Here is a 23012-nt window from a genome sequence, read left to right on the forward strand (position 1 = left end):
TGGCCTTGTTCGCGGCTCCTTGCCTTAAGGTTCGGAACCGCGAACAAGCTACGGAAATGCTGGACCGCGAACTGGGCTGGGACCGGAGCCTAGTTGAGCGCGATCAGGAGCATCTGGTTGGTCCCGGGGATGCAGGTCTGCAGGATGGCCCGGGGGAACCCGCCGAATACCGCGATGACATCGTTGGTGGTTCCCGGGTTGGGGACCTGGCCCCTGGCTGTCGCCGTGTACGTCCCGTAGCCCGGAATGCTGACGGTCTCGCCCACGCCGATGCCGGAGAAGCGCGCCCACCCGCCGCAGAAGTCGTGCTCCGTGATGAACAGCGAGTAGCCGTCGTTGGGAGTGTAGTGGATCGGCCCGATGCACGTGTCCACCATGGCCTGTCCGCCAGCGCCCGCGACATAGATGGTGCGGACAGCGGGCGCGGCCTGGACCGGCGCCGGGGCGGGGACGTAGGCCGGTGAAGCAGCAACAGCCGCTGCCGGGGCAGGAGCGGAAACCTCGACGGCGGGACCCGTCAGCTTCAGCGTCTGGCCCGGGACGATGATGCTGTAAAGGCCCAGCCCGTTGGCGGCCAGCATCGCGTTCATGTCAACGCCGTACCGGCCGGCGATCCCACCCACGGTATCGCCGGGGACAACCGTGTAGAGGTGGGGGTCCCCGGCGGGTGCCGGAGCAGGTTCGGGCGCTGCTGGTGGGGGAGCCGCAGCAGGCTCCGCAGGCACCGCAGCTTCCGCGACCTCCGGCTGCGCAGTGCCAGCTCCCGCACTGCCAAACTCAACGGACCCAACATAGGGCGCATCCAACGGCACCGCGGCCAAAGGCCGGGCAACGCGCACAACTGGCGCCGCCGCCGTCGTTATGGCCTCCGGTGGCGCGGATATCTCTGCCGTGGGGACGGGGCCGGCCAGGGCGCCGACTCCGAAGGCGGAAATCACGGCGGCTGTGGCCATGCCTGCCCACAGCTTGTTGCTGATCGGCCGGCGCCCCGGTGTCAGGAGATCGGCCCGCGGGACGTCGGTTTCGAAATTTCGGCGGGGTGGTTCGGGAATAGGTGCGGTCAACTGGAACATGGGTGGCCCATCGCAGGTCGGCCCGGCAACAGGGCGGCAGTGGTGCCGCGAGTTCCACATGCAGGACGGATCGGGGAGTGATGCGCTGCGCGGTGCCGGTCTATGACGGAACCGCGCACGGAAAGCGCGCATGATGGGAGCGCCCGCATACCCAGAAGATACGGATGCCCCGCTATGAAGCGGCATCATCCACCCCAGCTCGGAGGATGCGCCGGCAACTTTGTTTGGCCCTAGGAATTTCGAGTCTAGGAAGCTGCGCCAGGCACTGCACGAGTAGGCGTTACCTGAATTTTTCCGCCGAATACTTGGCCCCGCGGCGGCGACTACTCGGTGTCCAGCCGCCCGCCCCGCTGGACATTTCTACCGGGACATTCCTACAACGTGGGGCGGTCCTTGAGCTCGGCCATTTCGCGCCGCAGCGCAGCGATCTCCGTGGCCAGGCCGGCGAGCTCCGCCCGCAAGGGTTCCTCCACGGACTCCGCGGCAGCTTCCGTGGACTCCTCTACACGCTGGACAAGCCAGGAGGCGATGGACGCGGTGACCACACCCAGCACGGCAATGCCGCTCATCATCAGCGCCGAGGCCACCAGCCGGCCGATCGGCGTCACGGGGTACATGTCGCCGTAACCCACCGTGGAGATGGTGGTGATGGCCCACCAGAGGGCGTCGCCGAACGTCAGGATCTTGGCGTCCGGGGCCGACTGTTCAACGTCGAGTACCGCCAGCGCGCCCACAAATACCAGGAGCGCCGCCGATCCCGCCACGTACGTGACCACCCGGCCCCTGAGGGTCTCGCCGATGGTCCTGTGCAGCACTGAAAGCAGCGTGACCAGCCGGAGCAGGCGCAGCGGCCGGAAGAACGGAAGGGCCGCGATCAGGAGTTCGTGCAGGTTCCAGAGGAACCAGCGGCGGCGGTCCGTGGCCAGCCACAGGTTGGCGGCGTAATCGACTGCGAAAATACCCCACGTCAGCCACATCACCGTCTCAAGCCATTCCGCGCCGCTGCCGTCGACGCGGCCAATCACCTGCCATGCATACGCTGCCAGGAAAACCAGTGCCGTCCCCATCAGCGGCCACTCGGCGAGGTCCCGGTAGCGTTGTTGCGTCATGCGCCACATCCTACGTGGCGGGCCGGACCTAGGGACTTGCCAGCAAGTTACTGATGGGTAACATTGGAGGATGCACCTGCTTCTGCGAACCCTCCTGATGCTGTTCACGTCCGCCCGCCGCTCCGCACTGACAATCTGGGAGCCGTCGTCCCTGCCGCTGCGCGTCCTGCCCACCGACATCGACATCGCCATGCACGTCAACAACGGCATGTACTTTTCCCTCATGGACCTGGGCCGCTTCGACCTGATGGTCCGCAGCGGCGTATGGAAGACAATGCGCCGGCGCGGCTGGAGCCCTGTGGCGGCGGGGGAGACTATCGCCTTCCGGAAGTCGCTGCAGCTGTGGCAGCAGTACACCATCGAAACAAAGATCATCGGCCTGGACGCCAAGGCCATCTACTTTGAGCAGCGCATGGTGTCCGACGGACAGATTTACGCGCGTGCCTACATCGCCACCCGCCTGGTCAACAAGGGCAGGCCTGTCAGCCAGGAGGAGATCCTGCGCGAGTTCGGCCAGCCCCCGGCGGACCTGGTGCTGCCCGAGTGGATCCATGAATGGCGGGAGACCAACGCCCTGCCCGGCAGCCGGACGCAAGCTCCCCACGTTTGGGACCGCCTCACCCCGGAAACCAGGGCCTGAGCGCCGGCGCGGCCGGACAGCTACGTGCCGACGTCGCGCCTGTTCACAGCGAACGCGGCCAAGGCCACCAGGGCTGCCGAAATTCCCCAGAGCCACCCGGCCGCGGCCCAGTCCGCACCGTTGGCCACTGGGGAATTCCCATAAGCCCAGTGGTAGGGACTCAGATTGAGCAGCCACTCCACGTCCTCGCTCTGCCGGCCGACTGCGTTGAAGACGTAGCCAAGAACGCCGACGGCGGCGCCCGCGGCCAGTACGTACGTCCGCCTGCCGGACATGGCCCCGGCGCAGAGCGCGGCAGTTCCGCTCAGCTGTGCCAGCGTGGCAAACAGCACTGACGCGCCGAAGAGGTTCTCGGGCCGGATGGCCAGCTGGGCCGAATCATTGAGCAGCCGGACCAGAACAAAGACTAGGGACGCGAGCAGCACCACGCGCAGGAACAGGGAAAGCGCGCGCTCCAGCACCACCTGGACGCGGGTCACCCCGTGGGCGAGGGTCAGCTCCAGCTGGCCGGATTCCTCATCCCCGCCCACCGCGGCCGCACCCCACCCTACGGAGGCGATGGTCATCAGCAGGAACCCGAGGAGTCCGTACAGCGTGGCCTGGGTGTAGCCAGGGCCGGTGGCGATCTGGTCGTAGTTCAGCGCCTTGGTCATCTCGGCCGGGAGGGCATCGATCATGTCCTGCATCTGCGCGCTCCCGCCGATGGACGGGTACAGCGGTAGGTAGAGGAACGTGGCGGCGGCCAGCCCGGCGGCCCACCCGAGGGTGGAGCGCCAGGAGTCAAAGAAAGCTCTCCGGAACAGCGGCAGCGTGGTGCTCATCGCGCGGCCTCCGCAGCTCCGGATACGGCAGGGACCGTGTCTTCGGGACTTGAATACATCTTCAGCACAGCCTCCTCAAGATCCGGTTCCTCCAGCACCAGATCCGTCAGTTCCAGGGTGCCCAGGGCCCTGACCAGCGGCTGGATGGCACCCTCCACGGTGGCCGAAAGGGTGATGCTGCCGCCGGACTCCAGCACCTCAACGTGCCCGACGCCGGGCACCGCACCCAGCAGCGCGCCGGCGTCGTGCGCTGTAATTCCGTTCGCGGTGAACCGGACCCGGCGCACCGCACCTTCCCGAAGCCCGCTCACGGACTCGACGGCGATGATCCGTCCGTCCCGGAGGATCGCCACGGTGTCAGCGGTCTGCTGGACCTCGCTGAGGACGTGGGAGCTGAGGAAGATGGTCCGGCCGCGGTGCTGCGCCTCGCGGACCATCGCATGGAATTCCTGCTGGACCAGGGGATCCAGCCCGCTGGTTGGCTCGTCAAGGACCAGGAGCTCGGGATCGTGCATAAACGCCTGGACCAGGCCGAGCTTCTGCTTGTTGCCCTTGGACAGTTTGCGCGTGTGGCGGTCCAGGTCCAGCCCCAACCGTTCGGCAAGGCCATCGATCCTGCCCGGAGCCACCGGACCGCTGATGGCCTGGTAGTGGGCCAGAAGTGTCCGGCCCGTGACCCGGCCCTCGAGGAACAGCTCGCCGGGAAGGTAACCGATCCGCCGGCGGAGCTCCGGGCCGCCCGCACGGGGGTCCTTGCCCAGGACGCGGACCTCCCCGGACGTGGGGCGGATGATGTCCAGCAGGCAGCGCATGGTGGTGGTCTTGCCCGCGCCGTTCGGGCCGATCACGCCGAACACGGAGCCCGCTTCGACGCTGAAATCCACCCCGTGGAGCACCTCGCGCCGGACGAACTTTTTGGTGAGGGACCGGGTGGAGATAGCCTGGGCCATGAACCCTCCTGTGTGCGGCAGTCAGCGGCTGATGACCCCAAGGGTAGGCCTCGCAATGCCCGGTGTACACGGCCCCGCGCCGGGTATTCCCGATGACGCGGGGAGCGAACAGGGCGCACCCGGCCGGGACATCGGCCTGCGCCTCGCGTACCGTTGAAGGCATGGCTACCGTAGATATCACAGGTGAACAGTTCGCATCGACCATCGAAGGCAACGACATTGTCCTGGTGGACTTCTGGGCTGAATGGTGCGGTCCCTGCAAGCAGTTCGGGCCAACGTACAGCGCCATGTCGGAGAAGCATTCCGACGTCCTGTTCACGAAGGTGGACACCGAAGCCCAGCAGCAGCTCGCCGCGGAGGCCGGCATCACGTCCATCCCCACCCTGATGGCGTTCCGCGAAAAAGTACTCGTCTTCTCCCAGCCGGGTGCCCTGAACGCCCAGCAGCTGGAGCAGGTTGTTGACGCGGTCAAGGCCCTGGACATGGAGGAAGTCCACGCCCATGTGGCGCGCTCGCAGGCAGAAGCCTCAGCCGCCGCGGGCAGCAGCCCGGCCACCGCCGGAAAGACGTCGGGCCCGCAGGACGGCTCGCAGATCCCCGAGGCGTAAGCGCCCCTGGTTCCTCTTAACACCATCGACTGCTCCGTAAGGGCCCTTTTGAACGTTCAAAGCGGCACTTACGGAGCAGTCGATGGTTAAAGCGAGGGTTACAGGCGTTCCAGCTGCACGGGCTCGGCCAGCAGCGCGCTCAGGGATTCGTTCAGGTCCTGGACGGCGGTGCCCTTGGAGTGCTTCGCCAGCAGTTCCTCGGATTCCCACTGTTCCGTGAGGACCAGCTTCTCTTCGGTGGCTTCGGTCAGCTCGTAGCGGATGCAGCCGGGTTCGTTCACCACCTCGTCGATGGCGATTTCCAGGGCGAGCTTCACACGGAAGAACTCGCCGTCGTTGGGGATGAACGTTGCCTGCAGGTCGATGGGTGCACTCATGGATTTCACAATACCGGGACTCGGGATACACGCCCGCCCTGTTTACGCGCGGACACCCTCCTGTTGCGCTTCTCTTGCCCGGCTCCTGTTGGTAGCGTGCCACCATGCGCGCTTACACAGCCGGGGACACTGACGTCCCGCTCCTCGTGGAAACCATCGGCCAGAACTTTGAACGGGTGGTGGCCCGGTTCCCCTTCCACGACGCGCTGATCGAGGCCGCGCCGGTCCCGGGCGCTGATGCCCGCCGCTGGAGCTACACGAAAATGAACGACGACGTCGATCGCCTCACGCGTGCACTGCTCGCCTCGGGGGTGGCCAAGGGGGACCGGGTGGGCATCTGGAGCCCGAACTGCGCCGAGTGGACGCTGCTGCAGTACGCCACGGCCAAAGCCGGAGCCATCCTGGTCAACGTGAACCCGGCCTACCGGAGCCACGAGCTGGAGTTTGTGGTGAAGCAGAACGGCATGCGGATGCTGGTGGCGGCGCCGTCGGACCGGAACAGCGACTATGTGGGAATGGCGCGCCAGGCGCTCGCCGGCTGCCCGGACCTGCAGGAACTGGTGTTCCTGCCGGATTACGACATGGACGGGCTCGACGCCGGGGATCCCCAAAGTGACGGGGAGCTGACGTACGCCGAGCTGCTCAAGCGGGCTGACGCCGTCGGCCATTCCTCCCTGTTGGCCCGGATGGCGGAGCTGGACCCGCACGATCCCATCAACCTGCAGTACACGTCCGGGACCACGGGCTTCCCCAAGGGCGCCACGCTGACGCACCACAACATCCTGAACAACGGCTACTCCATCGGTGAGCTGCTGGGCTACACCGAGCACGACCGGGTGGTGATTCCGGTGCCGTTCTACCACTGCTTCGGGATGGTGATCGGCAACCTGGCAGCCCTCAGCCACGGTGCGGCCACCATCATCCCCGGGCGCGGCTTCACGCCGGCGGCCGCGCTGGAGGCGGTCCAGGACTTCGGCGGGACATCGCTGTACGGCGTGCCCACCATGTTCATCGCGGAGCTGGCGCTGCCGGACTTTTCCTCCTACGACCTGGCAACGCTCCGCACCGGCGTCATGGCGGGATCGGTGTGCCCCATCGATGTGATGAACCGGGTGATCTCGGAGATGCACATGGTGGATGTGGCCATCTGCTACGGCATGACGGAGACCTCCCCGGTGTCCACCATGACCCGGAACGGTGACACGCTTCAGCAGCGCACCGAGACCGTGGGCCGCACCATGCCGCGGCTGGAAAACCAGATCGTGGACCCTGGCACCGGCGAGGTGCTGGAGCGCGGCGAGATAGGCGAGCTGTGCACCCGGGGCTACGCCGTCATGGCCGGGTACTGGGACCAGCCGGAAAAGACCGCGGAGGCCATCGACGCCGACCGCTGGATGCACACCGGCGACCTCGCCCGCATGGACGACGACGGCTACGTGGTGATCGAAGGCCGGATCAAGGACCTGGTGATCCGCGGCGGCGAAAACATCTACCCGCGTGAGATCGAGGAATTCCTGTACAGCCATCCGGCCATCCAGGATGTGCAGGTGATCGGGGTGCCTGATGCCAAGTACGGCGAGGAGCTCATGGCGTGCGTCATCCTCAAGCCCGGCGCGGAACCGCTGGACGCTGCTTCGCTTGCGGACTTCTGCCGCGGGAAGCTGGCCCACTACAAGATCCCGCGCTACGTGGACGTCCGCGAAAGCTTCCCGATGACCGTCTCCGGGAAGATCCGCAAGGTGGAGATGCGCGAGGAAGCCGTGGCCCGCCTGGGGCTCTGACGGGCCAGCAGTCTCTTCGAGGCGAGGTTATGGGCTCAGGTTGTCGGGGTCACCCCAAGCTGCGCCATGATGCCGGCTACATCGTAGTAGCGGCGTTCCTCCGTGACTTCCCCTTCAGCATTGAACTTCGAGAAGACAGCCGCGTTATTGATGAAGGATTTTCCGGTGGCGGCAATCTCGCCGCCGGGCGATGCCAACGGTCCCTGATGCGTCCCGCGCAGGGTGTACTCGGCTGCGAACGTCTCGCCGTCTTGGAACAGGGGCCCCACGGTGAGACTGACGTCCGGGAAGGCCCGCAGGAGTTCCACCATGTCCTGCTCAACGGCGTCCCGCCCCTTCAACGGCTGCGGGTAGAGCGGGTCGTGGACAACCGCGTCCGCGGCATAGGTTGCGGCGAAGGCCTTCGCATCATGAGAGTTCATGGCGTCTACTGACTTGGCAATTGCGTCTGCACTCATCGTTTGCTCCTTTATTGGTCCTGTTGTCCGTTATTCGGGACAACTTCAGACTGCCCGGCTCCAAGGCCGGGCGGATGGGTCAACTGACCCATTTTGTGGCCAATGCCGGCGGAGCCCACCAGGCGGATCCGGGGCGGCCCGCGCCCGTAGTTCCGTCCCTAGAGAACGGCAGTGTCAAGTGCTCTAATTGAATCGTGGCGCTGGAGGAAGTGACAGCGAGAGGCTACGCGGCACTGGAAGCGGGGCGGTGGGTGGATGCGCGCGCCGCGTTTGAGGAGGTCCTCTCGGGCACCGGATCGCCGGGCGCGCTCGCAGGCTTGGGCGACGCCCTCTTTTTTCTCGGCGACCTTGGTGAAAGCGTCCGCTGCCGGGAGCGCGCCTACGCTGCCAGCCGCCGTGCCGGCAATGTTCCGGAAGCCATCGATTCCGCTGTATGGCTGTGCCTTGTCTACGGGATGTCCCTCGGCAACGAGGCTGCGGCGCGGGGCTGGCTTGCCCGGGCGGAGAGCATGGCCGGGCCCGACGACGGACTGTCCCGGGCCTGGGTTGATTACTGTGCGGCGCTGCTGGCTACGGATGCCCATCACTGTCGCGACCTGATCGAGCGCGCGCTGGCCATGTCGCATGAATTGGGCGACCCCGACCTGGCAGTCTGTGCGCTTGCGGAGCGCGGGGTCGTCCTGGTCAAGGGTGGGGAGGTCCAGGCCGGGCTTCGCTGCGTGGACGAGGCCATGGCCAGCGCCCTGGGTGGCGATGGAACGACGTTCTACACAGTGGTCATGGCGAGTTGCTCGATGCTGACGGTCTGCGACCTGCTCAGCGACCTCGGGCGAGCTACCCAGTGGTCGCTGGCGGCAGATGACTACATGAGGGCCTACGGCTGTCCATACCTTTACGCTCAGTGCCGCATGGTCCACGGGCGAGTGCTCCTGCTGACGGGTCATTGGGCCGAAGCCGAGGACGAGCTGCGGCATGCGGCAGCGAGTACAAAGGACGTCTTCCCCGGCATGTACCACAGGGCTGTCGCGAGCCTCGCCGAGCTCCGTGTGCGCCAAGGACACTTCGACGAGGCCAAGGCCTTGATTGAGAGGATCGGCGCTCCGGTCGAGACCAGCCTGGTGGCGGCAGGACTGGCCCTCGGAAGCAACGAACCGGCTGCGGCCGTGGCCCTGGCAGAGCGCTGGCTTCGTTCGGAAATTGAGGATACCGGCGACGTCGTTCCTCCACTGCACGCTGGCGGGCACCGGACCTCCCTGGAGACAGCGAGCGCACGCAGCCTGCTGGTGGAGGCACAGTTGGCAGCAGGCAATCCTGCCGCTGCTGCAGTGGCCGCCGAGCACCTTGGCGACCTTGACGCCAGCGCCGGAGGAATACGCTTGGTGTCCGCGCATGCCGCCCTGGCCAGAGGCCGGGTTGCAGCCGCCGAGGGCCGGCTGGAGCCTGCCACGGGTTACTTTGAAGACGCCCTCAAATGGTTTGGGCACTTGGAACTCCCGCTGGAAACCGCGCGCACCCGGCTGGAACTTGCGCGTGTTTTAGCCCAAGACCAGCCTACGCTCGCTATTTCCGAAGCCCGCGCTGCGCTGTCCGCGATGGACAAGCTGGGGGCGTCCCATGATGCCGATACGGCAGCGGCACTGCTGCGATCGTGGGGCGCCGGTGGCCGGTCCGTTCCCCGCGAGGCAGGTATTCTCACCCGGCGTGAGCATGAAATTCTGGGGCTGCTGGTTGAGGGCTATTCAAATCCTGAAATTGCGGGCCAGCTGTTCATCAGCCACAAGACAGTGGCCCACCACGTAAGCAGTGTGCTGGACAAGCTGGGCCTTCGCAACCGTTCTGAAGCTGCAGTTTACGCCGCCCGCCTGGGCTCTAATTGATGTTGCGGTTGATGGCCCGGACGCCCGCAACGAGCCCGACGGCGGCCGTCACCGATGCGGCGAGGAGGCCCAGGAGCGTGTCGGTCCCGACGCTGCCGGCGAACAGCTCCCGCTCGGCGTTGACCAGGTAGGACAGGGGGTTGAAGAGGCTGGCGGTCTTCATCCAGTCCGGCCCGGCCTCGATGGGCAGCATGATGCCGGACAGGATCATCAGCGGGAAGAGCAGCGTCTGCTGCACACCCCAGAAGATCCACTCCTTGTTCTGCGATACCAGGGCCAGTGCGTAGGAGAGGGCGCCGAGTCCGATGCCGAAGATCCCCAGGATGACCAGGCCGAACAGCACGTGCAGCGGATAGAAGACAAAGCCGAACGGGATGCAGACCAGGGCGATCAGCAGGCCTGCACCACCAGCGGTGCCCATTCCTTCAGCGCCCGCCCGATCATCAGCGACGAGCGGGACAGCGGTGTGGCCAGGATCCGCTCGTACGAACCGGTCATCAGCTCGTACTGCAGGTTGGAGCCGATCATGGAGGTGCCGAACAGGGCAATCATGACCACGACGCCGGGCAGGAACCATTGGAGCGTCGACTGGCCGCCGAATGCCGGTGCGCCCACGGCCGCACCGAGTAGCGGCCCGAAGAGGCCCAGGAACACGAGCGGCTGGAGCAGCGAGAAGACCAGCGAGAACGGGTCACGCAGCGGCAGCAGCATCTCGCCAGAAGACGAATCTGGTGTCATGCAGGATCTGGACCAGGCCCGGCTTTTCCAGGACCTCGGTGCTTTGCACCGCCATCAGCGGTCTGCTCCTTCCCGCAGGTTGCGGCCGGTCAGCTCCAGGAACACGTCGTCCAGGGTTGGCGGTTGCAGCTCCAGGGACTGGGCGGGAGCGCCGGCGTCGTTCATTTGTTGCAGCAGCACCGGTGCCCGACGGGCGCCTTCGGTGAGCCGGAGGCGGAAGCGAACCACACCGTCGTTCGAGTTTTCGTTGACCTCACCGCCCGCGGCGGCACGCCCCAGCAGCCCGCGCACGCCCGCGGCGGACTCCGCCGCGACCTCGACGGCGAGCAGGTCACCGGCCAGGTTGGCCTTCAGCCGGGCGGCTGTATCATCGGCGATGATCTGCCCGTGGTCAATCACAATCACGCGCTCGGACATCAAATCGGCCTCGTCCATGTAATGCGTGGTCAGGACGATGGTGGTGCCGTGCTCGGCGCGCAACCGCATGATGTGGTCCCACAGGTTGGCCCGGTTCTGCGGGTCCATGCCGGTGGACGGTTCATCCAGGAACAGCAGCCGCGGGGAGTGCATCAGCCCCAGCGCCACGTCCATCCGCCGCCGCTGCCCGCCCGACAGTTTGATGACGGTGCGTTTGGCGAGGTCGGCCAGGTCCATGGACGTCAGGAGCTCGTGTGCCCGGGCAGCGGCATCCGTGGAGTTCATGCCGTAGAAGCGGCCCTGCATGATCAGTTCGTCGATGACCCGGAAGCTGTGGCCGCCGCCGTTGCCCTGGCCAATGTAGCCGATCCGGGCGCGTACGCCGGCCGGATCCGCTACGACGTCCACGCCCGCGACAGTCGCCGTGCCGGAAGTGGGCCGGAGCAGGGTGGTGAGCATTCGCAGGGTGGTGGATTTGCCCGCACCGTTCGGGCCAAGGAACGCCACAAGCTCGCCCGGGGCAACATCGATGTCGACTCCCCTGACGGCTTCTACAGTCTCCTTTTTGACGACGAAGGTTTTGGTCAGTTTGTCAGTGTGGATCATGGGTGACTCCAGAGAATGCGGAATTCCGGGGCTCTGGTGCGGGCTCCATGGCGCCACGCTATACCCATCCGCGGCCCGAGTCCACGGCGGAACCGTCAGTGCCGGCGGTGGTCCTGGATGGTCATCCGCGGCCCGAACGTCGGTTTGCGGAAGCCGCTCAGGCCGATCATCCGGACCACCCGCTGCCGGTGCCCGGTCCACGGCTCAAGCAAGGCCAGCATGCCGGCATCGTCCGTCCGGCGGCCGGTGAGGGCGGCGCCCACATAGGCGGCGAGGTGGTAGTCGCCCACCGCGATGGAGTCCGGGCAGCCGTGGGTCCGCTGCACCACTTCGGCCGCGGTCCACACCCCGATACCGGGAATCACCTGCAGTTTTGCTGCCGCCTCCGCCGCTGGCAAGGCGGCCAGCCGTTCAAGCGCGACGGCGGATCGCAGCGCCCGCATAACGGACGCCGAACGCTGGGGTCCTACGCCGGCCTGGTGCCATTCCCACGAGGGGATGCGCAGCCACTGCTCAGGCGTGGGCTGGAGGCGGAGCCCCTCCGGCGCCGCGCTTCCGGCCGCCGGAGCCGGCGAGCCGAACCGGTACATCAGGTACCGGTAGCCGCGGCGGGCCTCAATGACGGTGACCTTCTGCTCGAGGATGGTGGGCACGAGGCAATCAACCACCCGCCCGGTGGAGGGCAGCCGGACAGCCAGGTTCCGTCGTCGGGCGTCACGGACCATCCGGGGGAGCGTGGCATGGAAGTCCGGTTCGTCAAACGCCGACCAGTCGTCCTCAGCGCCCAGGAGCCGGGGCACGCCGGCGAGTCCGGCGGCGGAACCGGGACCCCAGGCCTGCGCGTCAACAGCGGCGTCAACAGCCCTATCCGCGGCAGCGGTGAGGCGCAGCGTGACCGGGCCGTCCGGCGTCGTAAACGCCGTCCATAACCCGTCCGGCCCGAACGAAAACGACGGATCTCCGGTACCCCGCAGGAGAATGCCCAGCGTCTGGTGCAGGCTGTACGGGCCGTCCGGATGCCAGCGCAGGGACGCATCCGCGGCGGCGGCAAGCCGGGCGGGGGCGTCAAGGATGGTCATGTATTCATGGTCCCACGGTGGGCTGACAAGGTAGCTTCCGGAGCCCCTTACAGACCGAAGATGCCAGGACTAGACTCCAGCGTGTGGCGCGGGGAGTCCGCGCCTTCCCCTCGCATTCAAAGGAGCATGCTGTGGCTGGAGTTGTGCATTTCGAGATCCCCTCCGACGACAAGGAACGCGCCAACACTTTTTACCAAAGTGCGTTTGGCTGGACCCTGACTCCCATGCAGGAGATGGACTACACCATCGCCATCACCACGCCGTCGGACGAGCAGACAGGCATGCCAAGCGCGCCAGGGGCCATCAACGGGGCCCTGTTCCCCCGCACGGACAACCTCAAGACCCCCATCATCACCATCGACGTGGAGGACGTGGACGCCGCGCTGGCGCAGGTCGAATCCGCTGGAGGTACTGTCGCCCAGGCAAAGGACGCCGTTCCCGGCATGGGCTATTACGCCTACTTCAAGGACACCGAGGGCAACACCCTGGGCCTCTGGCACACAGATTCCTCGGCAGGGAGCTGAGCCCCGGGCAGGACCTGCGGCGGCAGGCGGTAACTTTGTACCTATGAAGTACGCGCAGTCCGTCCTGGACCTCATCGGAAACACGCCGCTCATCAAGCTCAACCACGTGACGGAAGGCCTCAAAGCCACAGTCCTGGTCAAGCTGGAATACATCAATCCCGGCGGTTCCATCAAGGACCGCATCGCGGTGAAAATGATCGAAGAGGCCGAACGGACCGGCAAGCTCCTGCCCGGCGGGACCATCGTTGAGCCGACGTCGGGCAACACCGGCGTGGGTCTGGCGCTCGTGGCCCAGCAAAAGGGCTACAAGTGCATCTTCGTGGTGCCGGACAAGGTGGGCGAGGACAAGCGCGCCGTGCTTCAGGCTTATGGCGCCGAGGTGGTGGTCACGCCCACCTCCGTTGCCCCGGACAGCCCGCAGAGCTACTACAGCGTCTCGGACCGCCTGGTCACGGAAATTCCGGGCGCCTACAAGCCTGACCAGTTCTCCAACCCGGCCGCCCCCGGCAGCCACTACGAGACCACCGGACCGGAGATCTGGCAGGACACGGACGGCACGGTGACGCACTGCGTGATCGGCGCTGGCACCGGCGGCACCATCACCGGCACCGGCCGCTTCCTCAAGGAGATCTCGGCGGACCGTGCGGAGGCCGACGGCGGCCGGGTCAGGATCATCGGGGCGGACCCCGAAGGTTCGGTCTACTCCGGCGGTACCGGGCGCCCGTATTTCGTCGAGGGCGTGGGCGAGGACATGTGGCCGGCCAACTACGACAAATCCGTCCCGGACGATGTCATTGCCGTCTCCGACGCCGATTCCTTCGCCATGACCCGGCGGCTGGCCCGCGAGGAAGGGCTGCTGGTGGGCGGCTCGTCCGGCATGGCGGTGGTGGCTGCGCTGCAGACCGCCCGCGACCTCCCGGAAAGCGCAGTAGTGGTGGTCATCCTCCCGGACTCCGGCCGTGGCTACCTCGCCAAGATCTTCAACGACCAGTGGATGCGTTCCTACGGCTTCCTCTCCGGCGGCGAAGAGACGTCAGTGGGCGAGGTCATCAAGTCCAAGACCGGCGAGCTGCCGGACCTGGTCCACATCCACCCCAACGAGACCGTCCGCGACGTCATCAACATCATGAACGAGTTCGGCGTCAGCCACATCCCGGTCCTCTCGCAGGAACCGCCGGTGGTGATGGGCGAGGTCCTCGGCGCCGTGGATGAGCGCAGCCTGACCTCCAAGCTGTTCCGCGGCGAGGCCAAGCTGACGGACAAGATCTCCGAGCACATGGGCCCCAGGCTGCCGGTCATCGGCTCGCTGGAAACCATCTCCGCAGCCCGCGAGCTGCTCTCCGACGTGGACACCGTGATGGTGACGTTCGTCGGCGCCCCCGTGGGAATCCTCACCCGCCACGACCTCCTCGCCTACCTCAGCAACTAATCCTCCGGTGGTTGAGCCTGTCGAAACCAGGATCTCGGCAGGCTTGATCACCGCATGAAAGGACTTTCAATGTCTGCAGAAAACCAGGGTTTCAACACGCGCGCCGTCCATGCCGGCCAGGCCTTCGAGCCCCGGACCGGCGCCGTGGTTCCGCCGGTGCACTTCAGCTCCACATACGCCCAGGACGGCATCGGCGGGCTCCGCGACGGTTACGAATACGGCCGTGGCACCAACCCCACGCGCGACGCCCTGCAGGAGCAGCTCGCGGCGCTCGAAGGCGGAAGCCACGCGTACTCCTTCAGCTCCGGCCTTGCGGCGGAGGACTCCCTGATCCGGGCGCTGACCCGGCCGGGCGACCATATTGTGCTCGGCAACGACGCCTACGGCGGCACCTACCGGCTCATCAACAGCGTGCTTGGCGACTGGGGGATCGGCAACACCCCCGTGGACATGGCGGACCTGGACGCGGTGCGCAAAGCCGTGGCCGCGAACAAGACCCGCTTCGTATGGGTGGAAACCCCCTCCAACCCGCTGATGAAGATCACCGACATCGAGGCGCTCGCCGCAATAGCGCACGACGCCGGGGCCCTCCTCGTGGTGGACAACACCTTCGCGTCGCCCTACCTGCAGACCCCGCTCGCCCTGGGTGCCGACGTCGTGGTTCACTCCACGACGAAGTACATCGGCGGGCACTCCGACGTGGTGGGCGGCGCCATCGTGGTCAACGACGCGGAGCTCGCGGAGAAGATCGGCTTTGTGCAGTTCGCGGTGGGTGCAGTGTCCGGCCCGATGGACGCGTTCCTCACCACCCGCGGCCTGAAGACCCTCGGCGTGCGCATGGACCGGCACAGCGACAACGGCCAGGCTGTGGCCGAATGGTTGCTCGAGCGCCCCGAGGTGGAGGCCGTCCTGTACCCGGGCCTGCCCTCCCACCCCGGCCACGAGCTGGCGAAGAAGCAGATGAAGAAGTTCGGCGGCATGGTGTCCGTCCAGTTCAAGGGCGGCGAGGCGGCGGCCCGCACGGTCGCGGAAAACACGTCGGTGTTCACGCTGGCGGAATCCCTGGGCGGCATCGAATCGCTGATGAACTACCCGTCCGAGATGACCCACGCATCGGTCAAGGGCACGGAACTGGCAGTTCCCGTCAACCTGATCCGGCTGTCCTGCGGCATCGAGGACGTGGAAGACCTCATCGCCGACCTCGAGCGCGCCTTCACCTTCCTCAAGTAGCACCGCGCTCGCCAGCCAAAGGCACCCTGGCTTTCTTCAAGAAAGTTAGCTAGGGTGCCTTTATGGTTCTCCGCTCCGACTGGTCCCAGCGCGACTGCAGCATGGCACGAGGTCTCGACATTTTGGGTGACCCCTGGAGCATGCTGGTGCTCCGCGAGGTCTTTTTCGGCAACGGGCGCTTCGACGCCATGAAGACCCGGCTCGCCGTCGCGGATTCGGTGCTCACCAGGCGCCTGGCGGGTCTCGTGGAGTCGGGGCTGCTTGAGAAGAAGGCGTACGACGACGGCGGCCGCCCCCGCCAGGAGTACGTCCTGACTCCTAAGGGTGAGGACGCCCTCCCGGTCCTGAACGCCGTGGTCATGTGGGCGGAAAAGCACCTCCCGGCGCCGTCTGACCAGGCCCATATGTACGTCATCCATTCCGGCTGCGGCCAGCGGACCAGCTCCGCGGACACCTGCACCGGCTGCGGGGAACGGCTCACGGCCTCCAACACCAGCTGGCACAGCCTCACCCGGACGGACGCGCCCGTGCAGCTGGCCACGGCCGCATGAGTGCCACCGAAACCACGCGCCGCCGACTGCACCCCGCATGGATCGTCGCGGCCGTCGCCTTCCTGGCCCTCGTGGGAGCGGCCGGATTCCGGGCCGCCCCGGGTGTCCTCATGGTGCCGCTGCAGCAGGAGTTCGGCTGGTCCATCACCGTGCTGTCCGCAGCCGTCAGCATCAACCTGGTGCTGTTTGGGCTGACCGCCCCCTTCGCCGCGGCCCTGATGGAACGGTTCGGGATCCGGGCCGTCACCGCCACCGCCCTGGTGATGATCGGCGCCGGCAGCGCGCTCACGGTCCTGGTCACCCAGTCCTGGCAGATCCTCCTGACCTGGGGACTGCTGATCGGGCTCGGCACCGGCTCCATGGCGCTCGTCTTCGCCGCCACCATCGCCAACACCTGGTTCTCCAAGAGCCGGGGCCTGGTGATCGGCATCCTGACCGCCGGCAGCGCCGCGGGCCAGCTGGTCTTCCTGCCGTTCATCGCCATGCTGGCCCAGGATCCGGGTTGGCGGCAGGCCTCGCTGCTGATCGCCGCCGGCGCGCTGGCGGTGGTGCCGCTGGTGCTGAAGTTCCTCAAAAACTCACCGGCCGACGTCGGCGCCTTGCCTTACGGTGAAACGGCACCTGAGGAGGGAACGGCTGAGTCCCCGGCTGCGGCAGCGGACCCCGTGGAAAGCGGGCGCAGCAGCAACGCCGCGGTGCGCGCCCTCCAGGTTCTCAAGCGCGCCAGCAAAGTGCGGACATTCTGGGCGCTGGTGGCCGGGTTTGCGATCTGCGGGGCCACCACCAACGGGCTGATCGGCACCCACTTCATCCCCTCCGCCCACGACCACGGCATGCCCGAAACCACAGCGGCCGGGCTTCTCGCCGTCGTCGGGATCTTCGACATCCTGGGCACCATCGCCTCCGGCTGGCTGACCGACCGCTACAACCCCAAAATCCTGCTGGCCGTCTATTACCAGTTCCGGGGGATCGGCCTGCTAGTGCTGCCGCTGGTCCTGAGCGCCACCGTCCAGCCGAGCATGATCGTTTTTGTGGTGATCTACGGCCTGGACTGGGTGGCGACGGTACCGCCCACGGCGGCAATCTGCCGGAAAACGTTCGGCACGGACGGCAGCGTGGTGTTCGGCTGGGTGTTCGCGGCCCACCAGCTGGGCGCGGCCGCTGCTGCCCTCGGCGCCGGTGCCATCCGGGACGCCACCGGCCAGTACACCTACGCCTGGTTCGGCGCGGCCGCCATGTGCACCATCGCCGCCGTGATCAGCGCGACCATCCGCAAGGACGCAGGCGCCAAGGAACCCGTCCCGGTCGGAGCTGCGTAACCGGGGCCGGACGCGTCGAGATGGCACTTCACGGCAGTCGCGGCGCCTGACATTGCCGCGAAATGCCATCTCGGCGGCTACCCGGCCGTCCCGATGCGCAGCATCACCGTGCGGGCCTCCGGACGAAGGGCGAAGTCCGGCCAGACGTCCGGGCCGCAGGCCCGTGAACCCAACCCATGCTGGGCGGCGTCCAGATAGAGGTAGCTGTGCTCGCTCGGAGGCAACTCGTGGGGATGGGCCGCTGCGCTGACCTCCTGTGCGGTGTGACGGGCCAGGGTGAAACCGGGCCGGCGCCCGCGGCCATCGGCCACCGTCTCGATCCTCAGCCAGGGCGCCCCCTCATTGTTCAGGTCGAGTGAACGCACGGCACTGCGGTGCCCGCTCTCCTGGGGCTTGGCGTACGTCACCGTGAGGTCGTCGATTGCTGCCGAATACCGCCCGATCAGGGCCGCGTGCATGCTGTCCGGATACGATTCGCGGGGCCCGGCACCGAACCAGGACGCGCCATCCACGGAGCCGGGCAAATCGAACCTGACCCCGATGCGTGGCCAGATCATGTTCCAGCCAGCGCTGGGGACGATGTCCAGGCGAAGCCACAGCTCCCCATCCGCGAGCTGCCACTGCTCTTCGACCGTCACGGAGTCGGCGCTGTCGGCCGCCGCATACCGTGTCCGGACCGCCACGCCTGAATCGTTCGCCGAGATCTTTTCCACCCGGGCCGTCAAGCGGTCCAGGCCCGCTTTGCGCCAGACCGCGGCCGACGTCGGGGCCGGCACGCCGTTTCCGTTGTTCAGCCAGGGGTCGGCGAGATCGTAACTGCCGCGGCCCGCTCCGCCGTCGTTATCCGTCGGTGCGCGCCAGAGCTCCAGGCGGGGACCGGCCACCGGCAGTCCGCCCAGCGACACAAGCCGGCCCTCCTCGAAGACCGCGGGTCCGAGGGTTACTGTTCCGGTTCCCGAGGATTCGGCATCCGAACTCGCCGCCAAGGAGCCGGTCCGGCCGACTGAAGCCAGCGGGCGCGGAGCCTGAACTCGTGCCGCAGGCTCCGAGAGATCCAGCTGGGCGGCTGAAATCACATGCCCGGCCGGAGCCCAGTCAGTGTCCTTGCGGAGCACGGCTTCAACGGTGAGCCAGTTCTCACCTCTACCTGAGACAGCAAACGCCGGCAGCTCCAGCTGCGCCGAGTCGCCAGCCGCAAGAGCCTTGCCCGACGCGCCGGCGATTGCCAGTTCGCCCGAGTCACTGCGGATGCCGTCCACTTCGGTCCGCCACTGGAGCACGACGTCGGAGGCGTCCGCCGAGTGCCGCAGATTGGCGACTGTGATGAACCGCCGCGCACCGCCGTCGGACGGTGTTCCATGGGGCACCTCGGTGCCGAAGCCCAAACGGATCGGCGCCACGATCTGCTTGTATTCGAACAGTCCCGGGCTCGGCGTCGAATCGGAGAGGACCATTCCGTCCATCACGAAGTTGCCGTCGTGGATGACCTCGTTGAAATCGCCGCCATAGGCGAAGAATTCGGTTCCGTCTTCCGTGCGTGTGCGGATGCCGTGGTCCCGCCACTCCCAGACGAAACCACCGTGCAGCCGTGGGTAGTGGTCAACGAGGTCCTCGTACTGGTCGATGGCGCCGGGGCCGTTGCCCATCGCATGAACGTACTCGCACAGGATGAAGGGCTTGGTCCGTTGCCGTGCCGACTCGGCAGCGGAACAGCCGAGCAGCAGGGAGCCGGAGTCGTCGCGTCCGATCGCCTCGGTCTCGGGGACGGAGGAGTACATCCGCGAATAGACGTCCGTGTAGGCGCCGCTGTAATCGCCCTCATAGTGGACGGGACGTCCGGTGTCGCGGGCATGGGCCCACGCGGCCATTGCGGCGAGGTTGGCGCCCGTGCCAGCCTCGTTACCGAGCGACCACATAACGATGGAGGGGTGGTTCTTGTCGCGCTCGATGGTGCGCTCGATGCGGTCCACGAAGGCTTCGCGCCAGGCGGGATCGTCGCTGGGATTGCCGGCCCATCGCTGGGCATGGAATCCGTGCGTTTCGAGGTCGCACTCAAGCACCACCCAGAACCCCATTTCATCGGCCAGATCCAGCAGCCGCGGATGCGGGGGATAGTGGCTGGTCCGGATCGCATTGACGTTGAACTGCTTCATAAGGGCCAGATCGGCGCGGGCAGATTCTTCGTCGAAGACGCGGCCCCGGTCGGGATGGGTCTCGTGACGGTTCATGCCGTGGAACACCACCCGCCGGCCGTTCACCAGAAAGCGGTCCCCCACGATTTCCACCGTGCGGAAGCCCAGGCTGAGGGAGAGCGTTTCGGCAGCGCTGCTCACCGTTGCGTCATACAGCCGCGGAATCTCGGCAGACCACGGTTCGACGGCGTCGATCAGGACCGGGGCAACGTCCGCCGCAGAGTTCCACGTGACGTCCACGCCCAGCTCCGGCACGGAGAGCGTCACCGGAAAAGCGTCACCGGTTGCCGTGATTTCAGGGTCAATGGTGCCGGCGCCGGAATTACCGGAGCCGCTGAACGAGGTGCGCAGCCAGGCGTCGTCGATGCCGCCCGCCGGCCGCGCCTGGAGCGTTACGTCGCGGAAGATGCCCGGCAGCCACCACTGGTCCTGGTCTTCGACGTAGCTCGACGCCGACCACTGGTGCACGCGCACGGCCAGCACGTTCGATCCAGGACGCACAGCATCCGTGACGTCGAACTCCTGGGCCAGCCGGCTCCCGACGCCGACGCCGATCGGCACCCCGTTGACCCACACCTTGTACCGCGACTCGACGCCGTCGAACCGCAGCAGGATCCGTACGGCTTCGGTCCATGCCTCCGGCAGTTCGAAGGTGCGCCGGTAGTCGCCGGTGGGATTCTCATCGGGGACGTTGGGTGCATCGGTGGGGAAGGGAAAACGCACATTCGTGTAGATTGGCCGCCCATAGCGCCCGTCGCCTTCCAGTACCCAGTGGGCCGGGACGGCGATCTCCTCCCATGACGAGTCATCGAAGGTCTCCTCGGCCACGCCCTCGAGGGCCTCGCCTGCGGGCAGGACGCCGCGGCCCCCGGGGGTTCCCGGTGCGCCGGGCAGGAGCCGGAAGCGCCAGTTGCCGTTGAGTGACTGGGCGGGAGCTGTGGTGTGCAGCCAGGATCGGGCGGCTGTCCGCCTGCCCGAACCCGGTCCGCGGTCGATGATGTAGGAAACATCGGCGGTGCGCCCGGATGCTGTGGACTGGGACATTACTTGACTGCTCCTTCTGTAAGCCCGCCGCGCCAGAAGCGCTGCAGGATAACCATGGCAATGCTGAGCGGGATGATCGACAGCAATACGCCGCCGCGTCTCCGGGTGAATCGGGCCATGTTGCCTGCACCTCATTGTGTCGGTTCATGTGCCAGCGAGTGTGAGCTGCGGCACGTATGGAAGCGGGTAGGAGACAGGCTAACACAAAATTCGAGTAGTTACTCGAGTTTTGATTCTGCCTGCTACATCCGCCTGTACACTGGCTTGCCATGACCACAAACGAGGCGAGCCGGCCGTCCCGGCGGGGACCATATGCGAAGTCGACGGAACGCCGGCACGCGATCCTTGTTGCCGCGCACGCTGTGTTTGCGGCCCACGGGTACCGGGCAGGCTCCCTGCAGGACGTTGCCGACCACGTCGGAATGAGCCAGACGAGCCTCCTGCACTACTTCCCGTCGAAAAGCGACTTGCTGCTTGCCGTGCTCAACTGGCGCGACTCGAATACCGGAGACGGCGCCACACCTCCGGATCCGGAGGAAACGCTTGTTGACGCCGTGATCCGCCAGGCGCGCTTCAACGAAGAGATCCCGGGTGTCATCGAGTTGTACACCGTGCTGTGTGCGGAATCCGTCACGGACGGCCATCCGGGTCGCGAATTCTTCACGGAACGTTTCGAACGGCTGCGGCGGAGCTACGCCCGTCGGTTTACGCAACTCGCCGAGGAAGGGCGGCTGCGCCCCGGTGTAGAACCCGAAGCCGCGGCGGCATCATTGATTGCGCTGTGGGACGGGATCCAAACGCAGTGGCTGTTGGCGCCCGCGAATGTCGACATGGCGGGGTGCCTGCGAGGCTACCTGGAGCTGGTCATCCTGCCTGAATAACCACACGTAGTCCCAACTAGGTAGCAGTAACTGTCGTTATGAGCCCTCAAAACGACAGTTACTGCTACCTAGTTGGGGAGGGGCGGGTGGGTTTACCGGAACGCGCCGAGGCCGGTGATGTGCTGACCAAGAACGAGCATGTGGACCTCGTCGGTGCCCTCGTAGGTGCGGACGGACTCCAGGTTGGCAGCGTGCCGGAGCGGCGAATAGTCCAGCGTGATGCCGTTGCCGCCGAGGATGGAACGGGCGTCCCGGGCGATCCTGATGGCCTCGCGCACGTTGTTCAGCTTGCCCAGCGAGATCTGCTCGGGCCGCAGCTTCCTTTCGTCCTTGAGGCGCCCCAGATAGAAGGCCAGCATGGTGCCCTTCTGGATCTCCAGCAGCATGTTCACCAGCTTCTCCTGCGTCAGCTGGTACCCGGCCAGCGGCTTGCCGAACTGCAACCGGTCCTGGGAATAGGCCAGGGCGGCTTCGTAGGAATCACGCGCGGCGCCCATGGCACCCCAGATGATCCCGTAGCGGGCCTCGTTCAGGCACGCAAACGGCCCGCGCAGGCCCATCGCAGCCGGCAGCATGGCCTCCGGTCCCAGCCGGACGCCGTCGAACACCACATCGCACTGGATGGAAGCGCGCATGGAGAGCTTCTGGGTGATGGGCGTTGCGGTCACGCCCGCCATACCGGCCGGCACCAGGAAGCCGCGGACGCCGTCGTCGGTTTGGGCCCACACCACCATCACCCCGGCCACGGAGGCCAGTCCGATCCAGCGTTTGGCACCGTCCAGGACCCAGCCGGCGTTGTCCCCGGTGCCGTCCCGGCGGGCGAAAGTGGTCATGGAGGACGGGTCGGAGCCTGCCGTGGGCTCAGTCAGGGCGAAGCAGCCGATCACTTCGCCGGCAGCCATCCGGGGGAGCCACTCCTGCTTCTGGTCCTCCGAACCCCATTTGTGGATGGCCGTCATGGCCAGGGACCCCTGCACAGAGACAAAGGTCCGGATCCCGGAATCGCCGGCCTCGAGTTCCATCGCGGCCAGGCCGTATTCGACGGCGGAGCGGCCGGGGCAGCCATAGCCTTCCAGGTGCATCCCCAGGACGCCCAGCTCGCCGAGTTCGGGAGCCAGTTCCAGCGGAAAAACGGCGTCGTCATACCAGCGGGCAATGTTTGGCTTGATCCGCTGGTCCGTGAAGTCGCGGATCCGCTGCTGGAGTGCCCGCTCGTCAGCGCTCAGCAGCGCATTAAGGGCCAGGACGTCGGACGGGTCCGGTGTAAGGGGCAGTTCGGCGGTGACTCCAGCGTCGCTCATCTGTGTA

Annotated in this window: 22 protein-coding genes and 1 pseudogene; 10 read left to right on the forward strand and 13 right to left on the reverse strand. The window is 66.6% G+C overall.

The annotated features are described in order from the left end of the window. Positions 1 to 89 precede the first annotated feature (89 nt). Entirely contained in the window at positions 90 to 1073 is a 984-nt protein-coding gene (locus ACX80M_RS00760; protein WP_252613862.1) for a LysM peptidoglycan-binding domain-containing protein, read from the reverse strand. A 374-nt stretch (positions 1074 to 1447) separates the two neighbouring features. Next, a complete protein-coding gene (locus tag ACX80M_RS00765; RefSeq protein ID WP_459308322.1) occupies positions 1448 to 2182 on the reverse strand; it encodes a potassium channel family protein in 735 nt (244 codons plus the stop codon). 70 nt (positions 2183 to 2252) lie between these two features. Here ACX80M_RS00765 and ACX80M_RS00770 point away from each other — a divergent pair, with 70 nt between their 5' ends. Beyond that, entirely contained in the window at positions 2253 to 2822 is a 570-nt protein-coding gene (locus tag ACX80M_RS00770) for an acyl-CoA thioesterase (protein ID WP_252608647.1), read from the forward strand. A 20-nt stretch (positions 2823 to 2842) separates the two neighbouring features. Here the strand turns inward: ACX80M_RS00770 and ACX80M_RS00775 are convergent, their stop codons facing one another. Continuing rightward, positions 2843 to 3643 (reverse strand): ABC transporter permease subunit, encoded by an 801-nt coding sequence (locus ACX80M_RS00775; RefSeq protein ID WP_459308324.1) that lies wholly within the window; start codon positions 3641 to 3643, stop codon positions 2843 to 2845. Beyond that, a complete protein-coding gene (locus ACX80M_RS00780) occupies positions 3640 to 4593 on the reverse strand; it encodes an ABC transporter ATP-binding protein (protein WP_459308326.1) in 954 nt (317 codons plus the stop codon). Before ACX80M_RS00780 ends, ACX80M_RS00775 begins: the two co-directional genes overlap by 4 nt. A gap of 161 nt (positions 4594 to 4754) precedes the next feature. Between ACX80M_RS00780 and ACX80M_RS00785 the strand changes: the two genes are divergently transcribed. Beyond that, the gene (locus ACX80M_RS00785) at positions 4755 to 5201 is read left to right on the forward strand and encodes a thioredoxin family protein (RefSeq protein WP_252608458.1); all 447 of its coding nucleotides are present in this window, start codon (positions 4755 to 4757) and stop codon (positions 5199 to 5201) included. 98 nt (positions 5202 to 5299) lie between these two features. On the opposite strand, the gene ACX80M_RS00790 is transcribed toward ACX80M_RS00785, so the two are convergent. Continuing rightward, a complete protein-coding gene (locus tag ACX80M_RS00790) occupies positions 5300 to 5578 on the reverse strand; it encodes a putative quinol monooxygenase (protein ID WP_252598482.1) in 279 nt (92 codons plus the stop codon). A 104-nt stretch (positions 5579 to 5682) separates the two neighbouring features. Here ACX80M_RS00790 and ACX80M_RS00795 point away from each other — a divergent pair, with 104 nt between their 5' ends. Continuing rightward, positions 5683 to 7359 carry an AMP-binding protein gene (locus tag ACX80M_RS00795; RefSeq protein WP_252608460.1) on the forward strand — a complete coding sequence of 559 codons (1677 nt, stop codon included), beginning with the start codon at positions 5683 to 5685 and terminating at the stop codon, positions 7357 to 7359. Between the two features lie 35 nt (positions 7360 to 7394). Here ACX80M_RS00795 and ACX80M_RS00800 read toward each other — a convergent pair whose 3' ends face one another. Beyond that, positions 7395 to 7817 carry an ester cyclase gene (locus ACX80M_RS00800; protein ID WP_193341940.1) on the reverse strand — a complete coding sequence of 141 codons (423 nt, stop codon included), beginning with the start codon at positions 7815 to 7817 and terminating at the stop codon, positions 7395 to 7397. 194 nt (positions 7818 to 8011) lie between these two features. Between ACX80M_RS00800 and ACX80M_RS00805 the strand changes: the two genes are divergently transcribed. Further along, positions 8012 to 9694, forward strand: a complete 1683-nt coding sequence (locus tag ACX80M_RS00805; RefSeq protein ID WP_459308330.1) for a LuxR C-terminal-related transcriptional regulator — start codon at positions 8012 to 8014, stop codon at positions 9692 to 9694. Here ACX80M_RS00805 and ACX80M_RS00810 read toward each other — a convergent pair. The 4 genes from ACX80M_RS00810 to ACX80M_RS00825 form a co-directional block, all read right to left on the reverse strand. Then, positions 9687 to 10115 carry an ABC transporter permease gene (locus tag ACX80M_RS00810; protein WP_459308332.1) on the reverse strand — a complete coding sequence of 143 codons (429 nt, stop codon included), beginning with the start codon at positions 10113 to 10115 and terminating at the stop codon, positions 9687 to 9689. The two genes, ACX80M_RS00805 and ACX80M_RS00810, sit on opposite strands and share 8 nt — an antisense overlap. Continuing rightward, complete coding sequence (locus tag ACX80M_RS00815; protein ID WP_459308334.1) at positions 10085 to 10405, reverse strand: ABC transporter permease; 321 nt, start codon at positions 10403 to 10405, stop codon at positions 10085 to 10087. Before ACX80M_RS00815 ends, ACX80M_RS00810 begins: the two co-directional genes overlap by 31 nt. Before the next feature lie 81 nt (positions 10406 to 10486). After that, positions 10487 to 11455: an ABC transporter ATP-binding protein gene (locus ACX80M_RS00820; protein WP_252598478.1), complete on the reverse strand. Its 969-nt coding sequence runs from the start codon at positions 11453 to 11455 to the stop codon at positions 10487 to 10489. A gap of 95 nt (positions 11456 to 11550) precedes the next feature. Next, positions 11551 to 12534: a DNA-3-methyladenine glycosylase family protein gene (locus ACX80M_RS00825; RefSeq protein ID WP_252598477.1), complete on the reverse strand. Its 984-nt coding sequence runs from the start codon at positions 12532 to 12534 to the stop codon at positions 11551 to 11553. A 131-nt stretch (positions 12535 to 12665) separates the two neighbouring features. Between ACX80M_RS00825 and ACX80M_RS00830 the strand changes: the two genes are divergently transcribed. The 5 genes from ACX80M_RS00830 (at position 12666) to ACX80M_RS00850 (ending at position 17587) form a co-directional block, all read left to right on the forward strand. Next, entirely contained in the window at positions 12666 to 13058 is a 393-nt protein-coding gene (locus ACX80M_RS00830) for a VOC family protein (RefSeq protein ID WP_141141279.1), read from the forward strand. Positions 13059 to 13101: 43 nt separating this feature from the next. Then, entirely contained in the window at positions 13102 to 14487 is a 1386-nt protein-coding gene (locus ACX80M_RS00835) for a cystathionine beta-synthase (RefSeq protein ID WP_252608476.1), read from the forward strand. A 69-nt stretch (positions 14488 to 14556) separates the two neighbouring features. Beyond that, a complete protein-coding gene (locus ACX80M_RS00840; RefSeq protein WP_252608478.1) occupies positions 14557 to 15717 on the forward strand; it encodes a cystathionine gamma-synthase in 1161 nt (386 codons plus the stop codon). Positions 15718 to 15779: 62 nt separating this feature from the next. Beyond that, positions 15780 to 16268: a winged helix-turn-helix transcriptional regulator gene (locus tag ACX80M_RS00845; protein ID WP_459308338.1), complete on the forward strand. Its 489-nt coding sequence runs from the start codon at positions 15780 to 15782 to the stop codon at positions 16266 to 16268. Then, entirely contained in the window at positions 16265 to 17587 is a 1323-nt protein-coding gene (locus tag ACX80M_RS00850; protein WP_252608482.1) for an MFS transporter, read from the forward strand. The genes ACX80M_RS00845 and ACX80M_RS00850 overlap by 4 nt, the downstream gene beginning before the upstream one ends. 77 nt (positions 17588 to 17664) lie before the next feature. Here ACX80M_RS00850 and ACX80M_RS00855 read toward each other — a convergent pair whose 3' ends face one another. Both ACX80M_RS00855 and ACX80M_RS00860 read right to left on the reverse strand, forming a co-directional pair. After that, positions 17665 to 20823, reverse strand: a complete 3159-nt coding sequence (locus ACX80M_RS00855) for a glycoside hydrolase family 2 TIM barrel-domain containing protein (protein WP_459308340.1) — start codon at positions 20821 to 20823, stop codon at positions 17665 to 17667. Beyond that, positions 20823 to 20918: pseudogene (locus ACX80M_RS00860) on the reverse strand (carbohydrate ABC transporter permease); the annotation flags it as partial. The gene ACX80M_RS00855 and the pseudogene ACX80M_RS00860, both read right to left, overlap by 1 nt. A 174-nt stretch (positions 20919 to 21092) precedes the next feature. On the opposite strand from ACX80M_RS00860, the gene ACX80M_RS00865 reads away from it, so the two are divergent. Next, positions 21093 to 21704 (forward strand): TetR/AcrR family transcriptional regulator, encoded by a 612-nt coding sequence (locus ACX80M_RS00865; RefSeq protein WP_252608487.1) that lies wholly within the window; start codon positions 21093 to 21095, stop codon positions 21702 to 21704. 92 nt (positions 21705 to 21796) lie between these two features. On the opposite strand, the gene ACX80M_RS00870 is transcribed toward ACX80M_RS00865, so the two are convergent. Beyond that, the gene (locus ACX80M_RS00870; RefSeq protein ID WP_252613880.1) at positions 21797 to 23005 is read right to left on the reverse strand and encodes an acyl-CoA dehydrogenase family protein; all 1209 of its coding nucleotides are present in this window, start codon (positions 23003 to 23005) and stop codon (positions 21797 to 21799) included. Between the last annotated feature and the right edge of the window lie 7 nt (positions 23006 to 23012).

Source organism: Pseudarthrobacter sp. MDT1-22 (genome assembly GCF_054511035.1).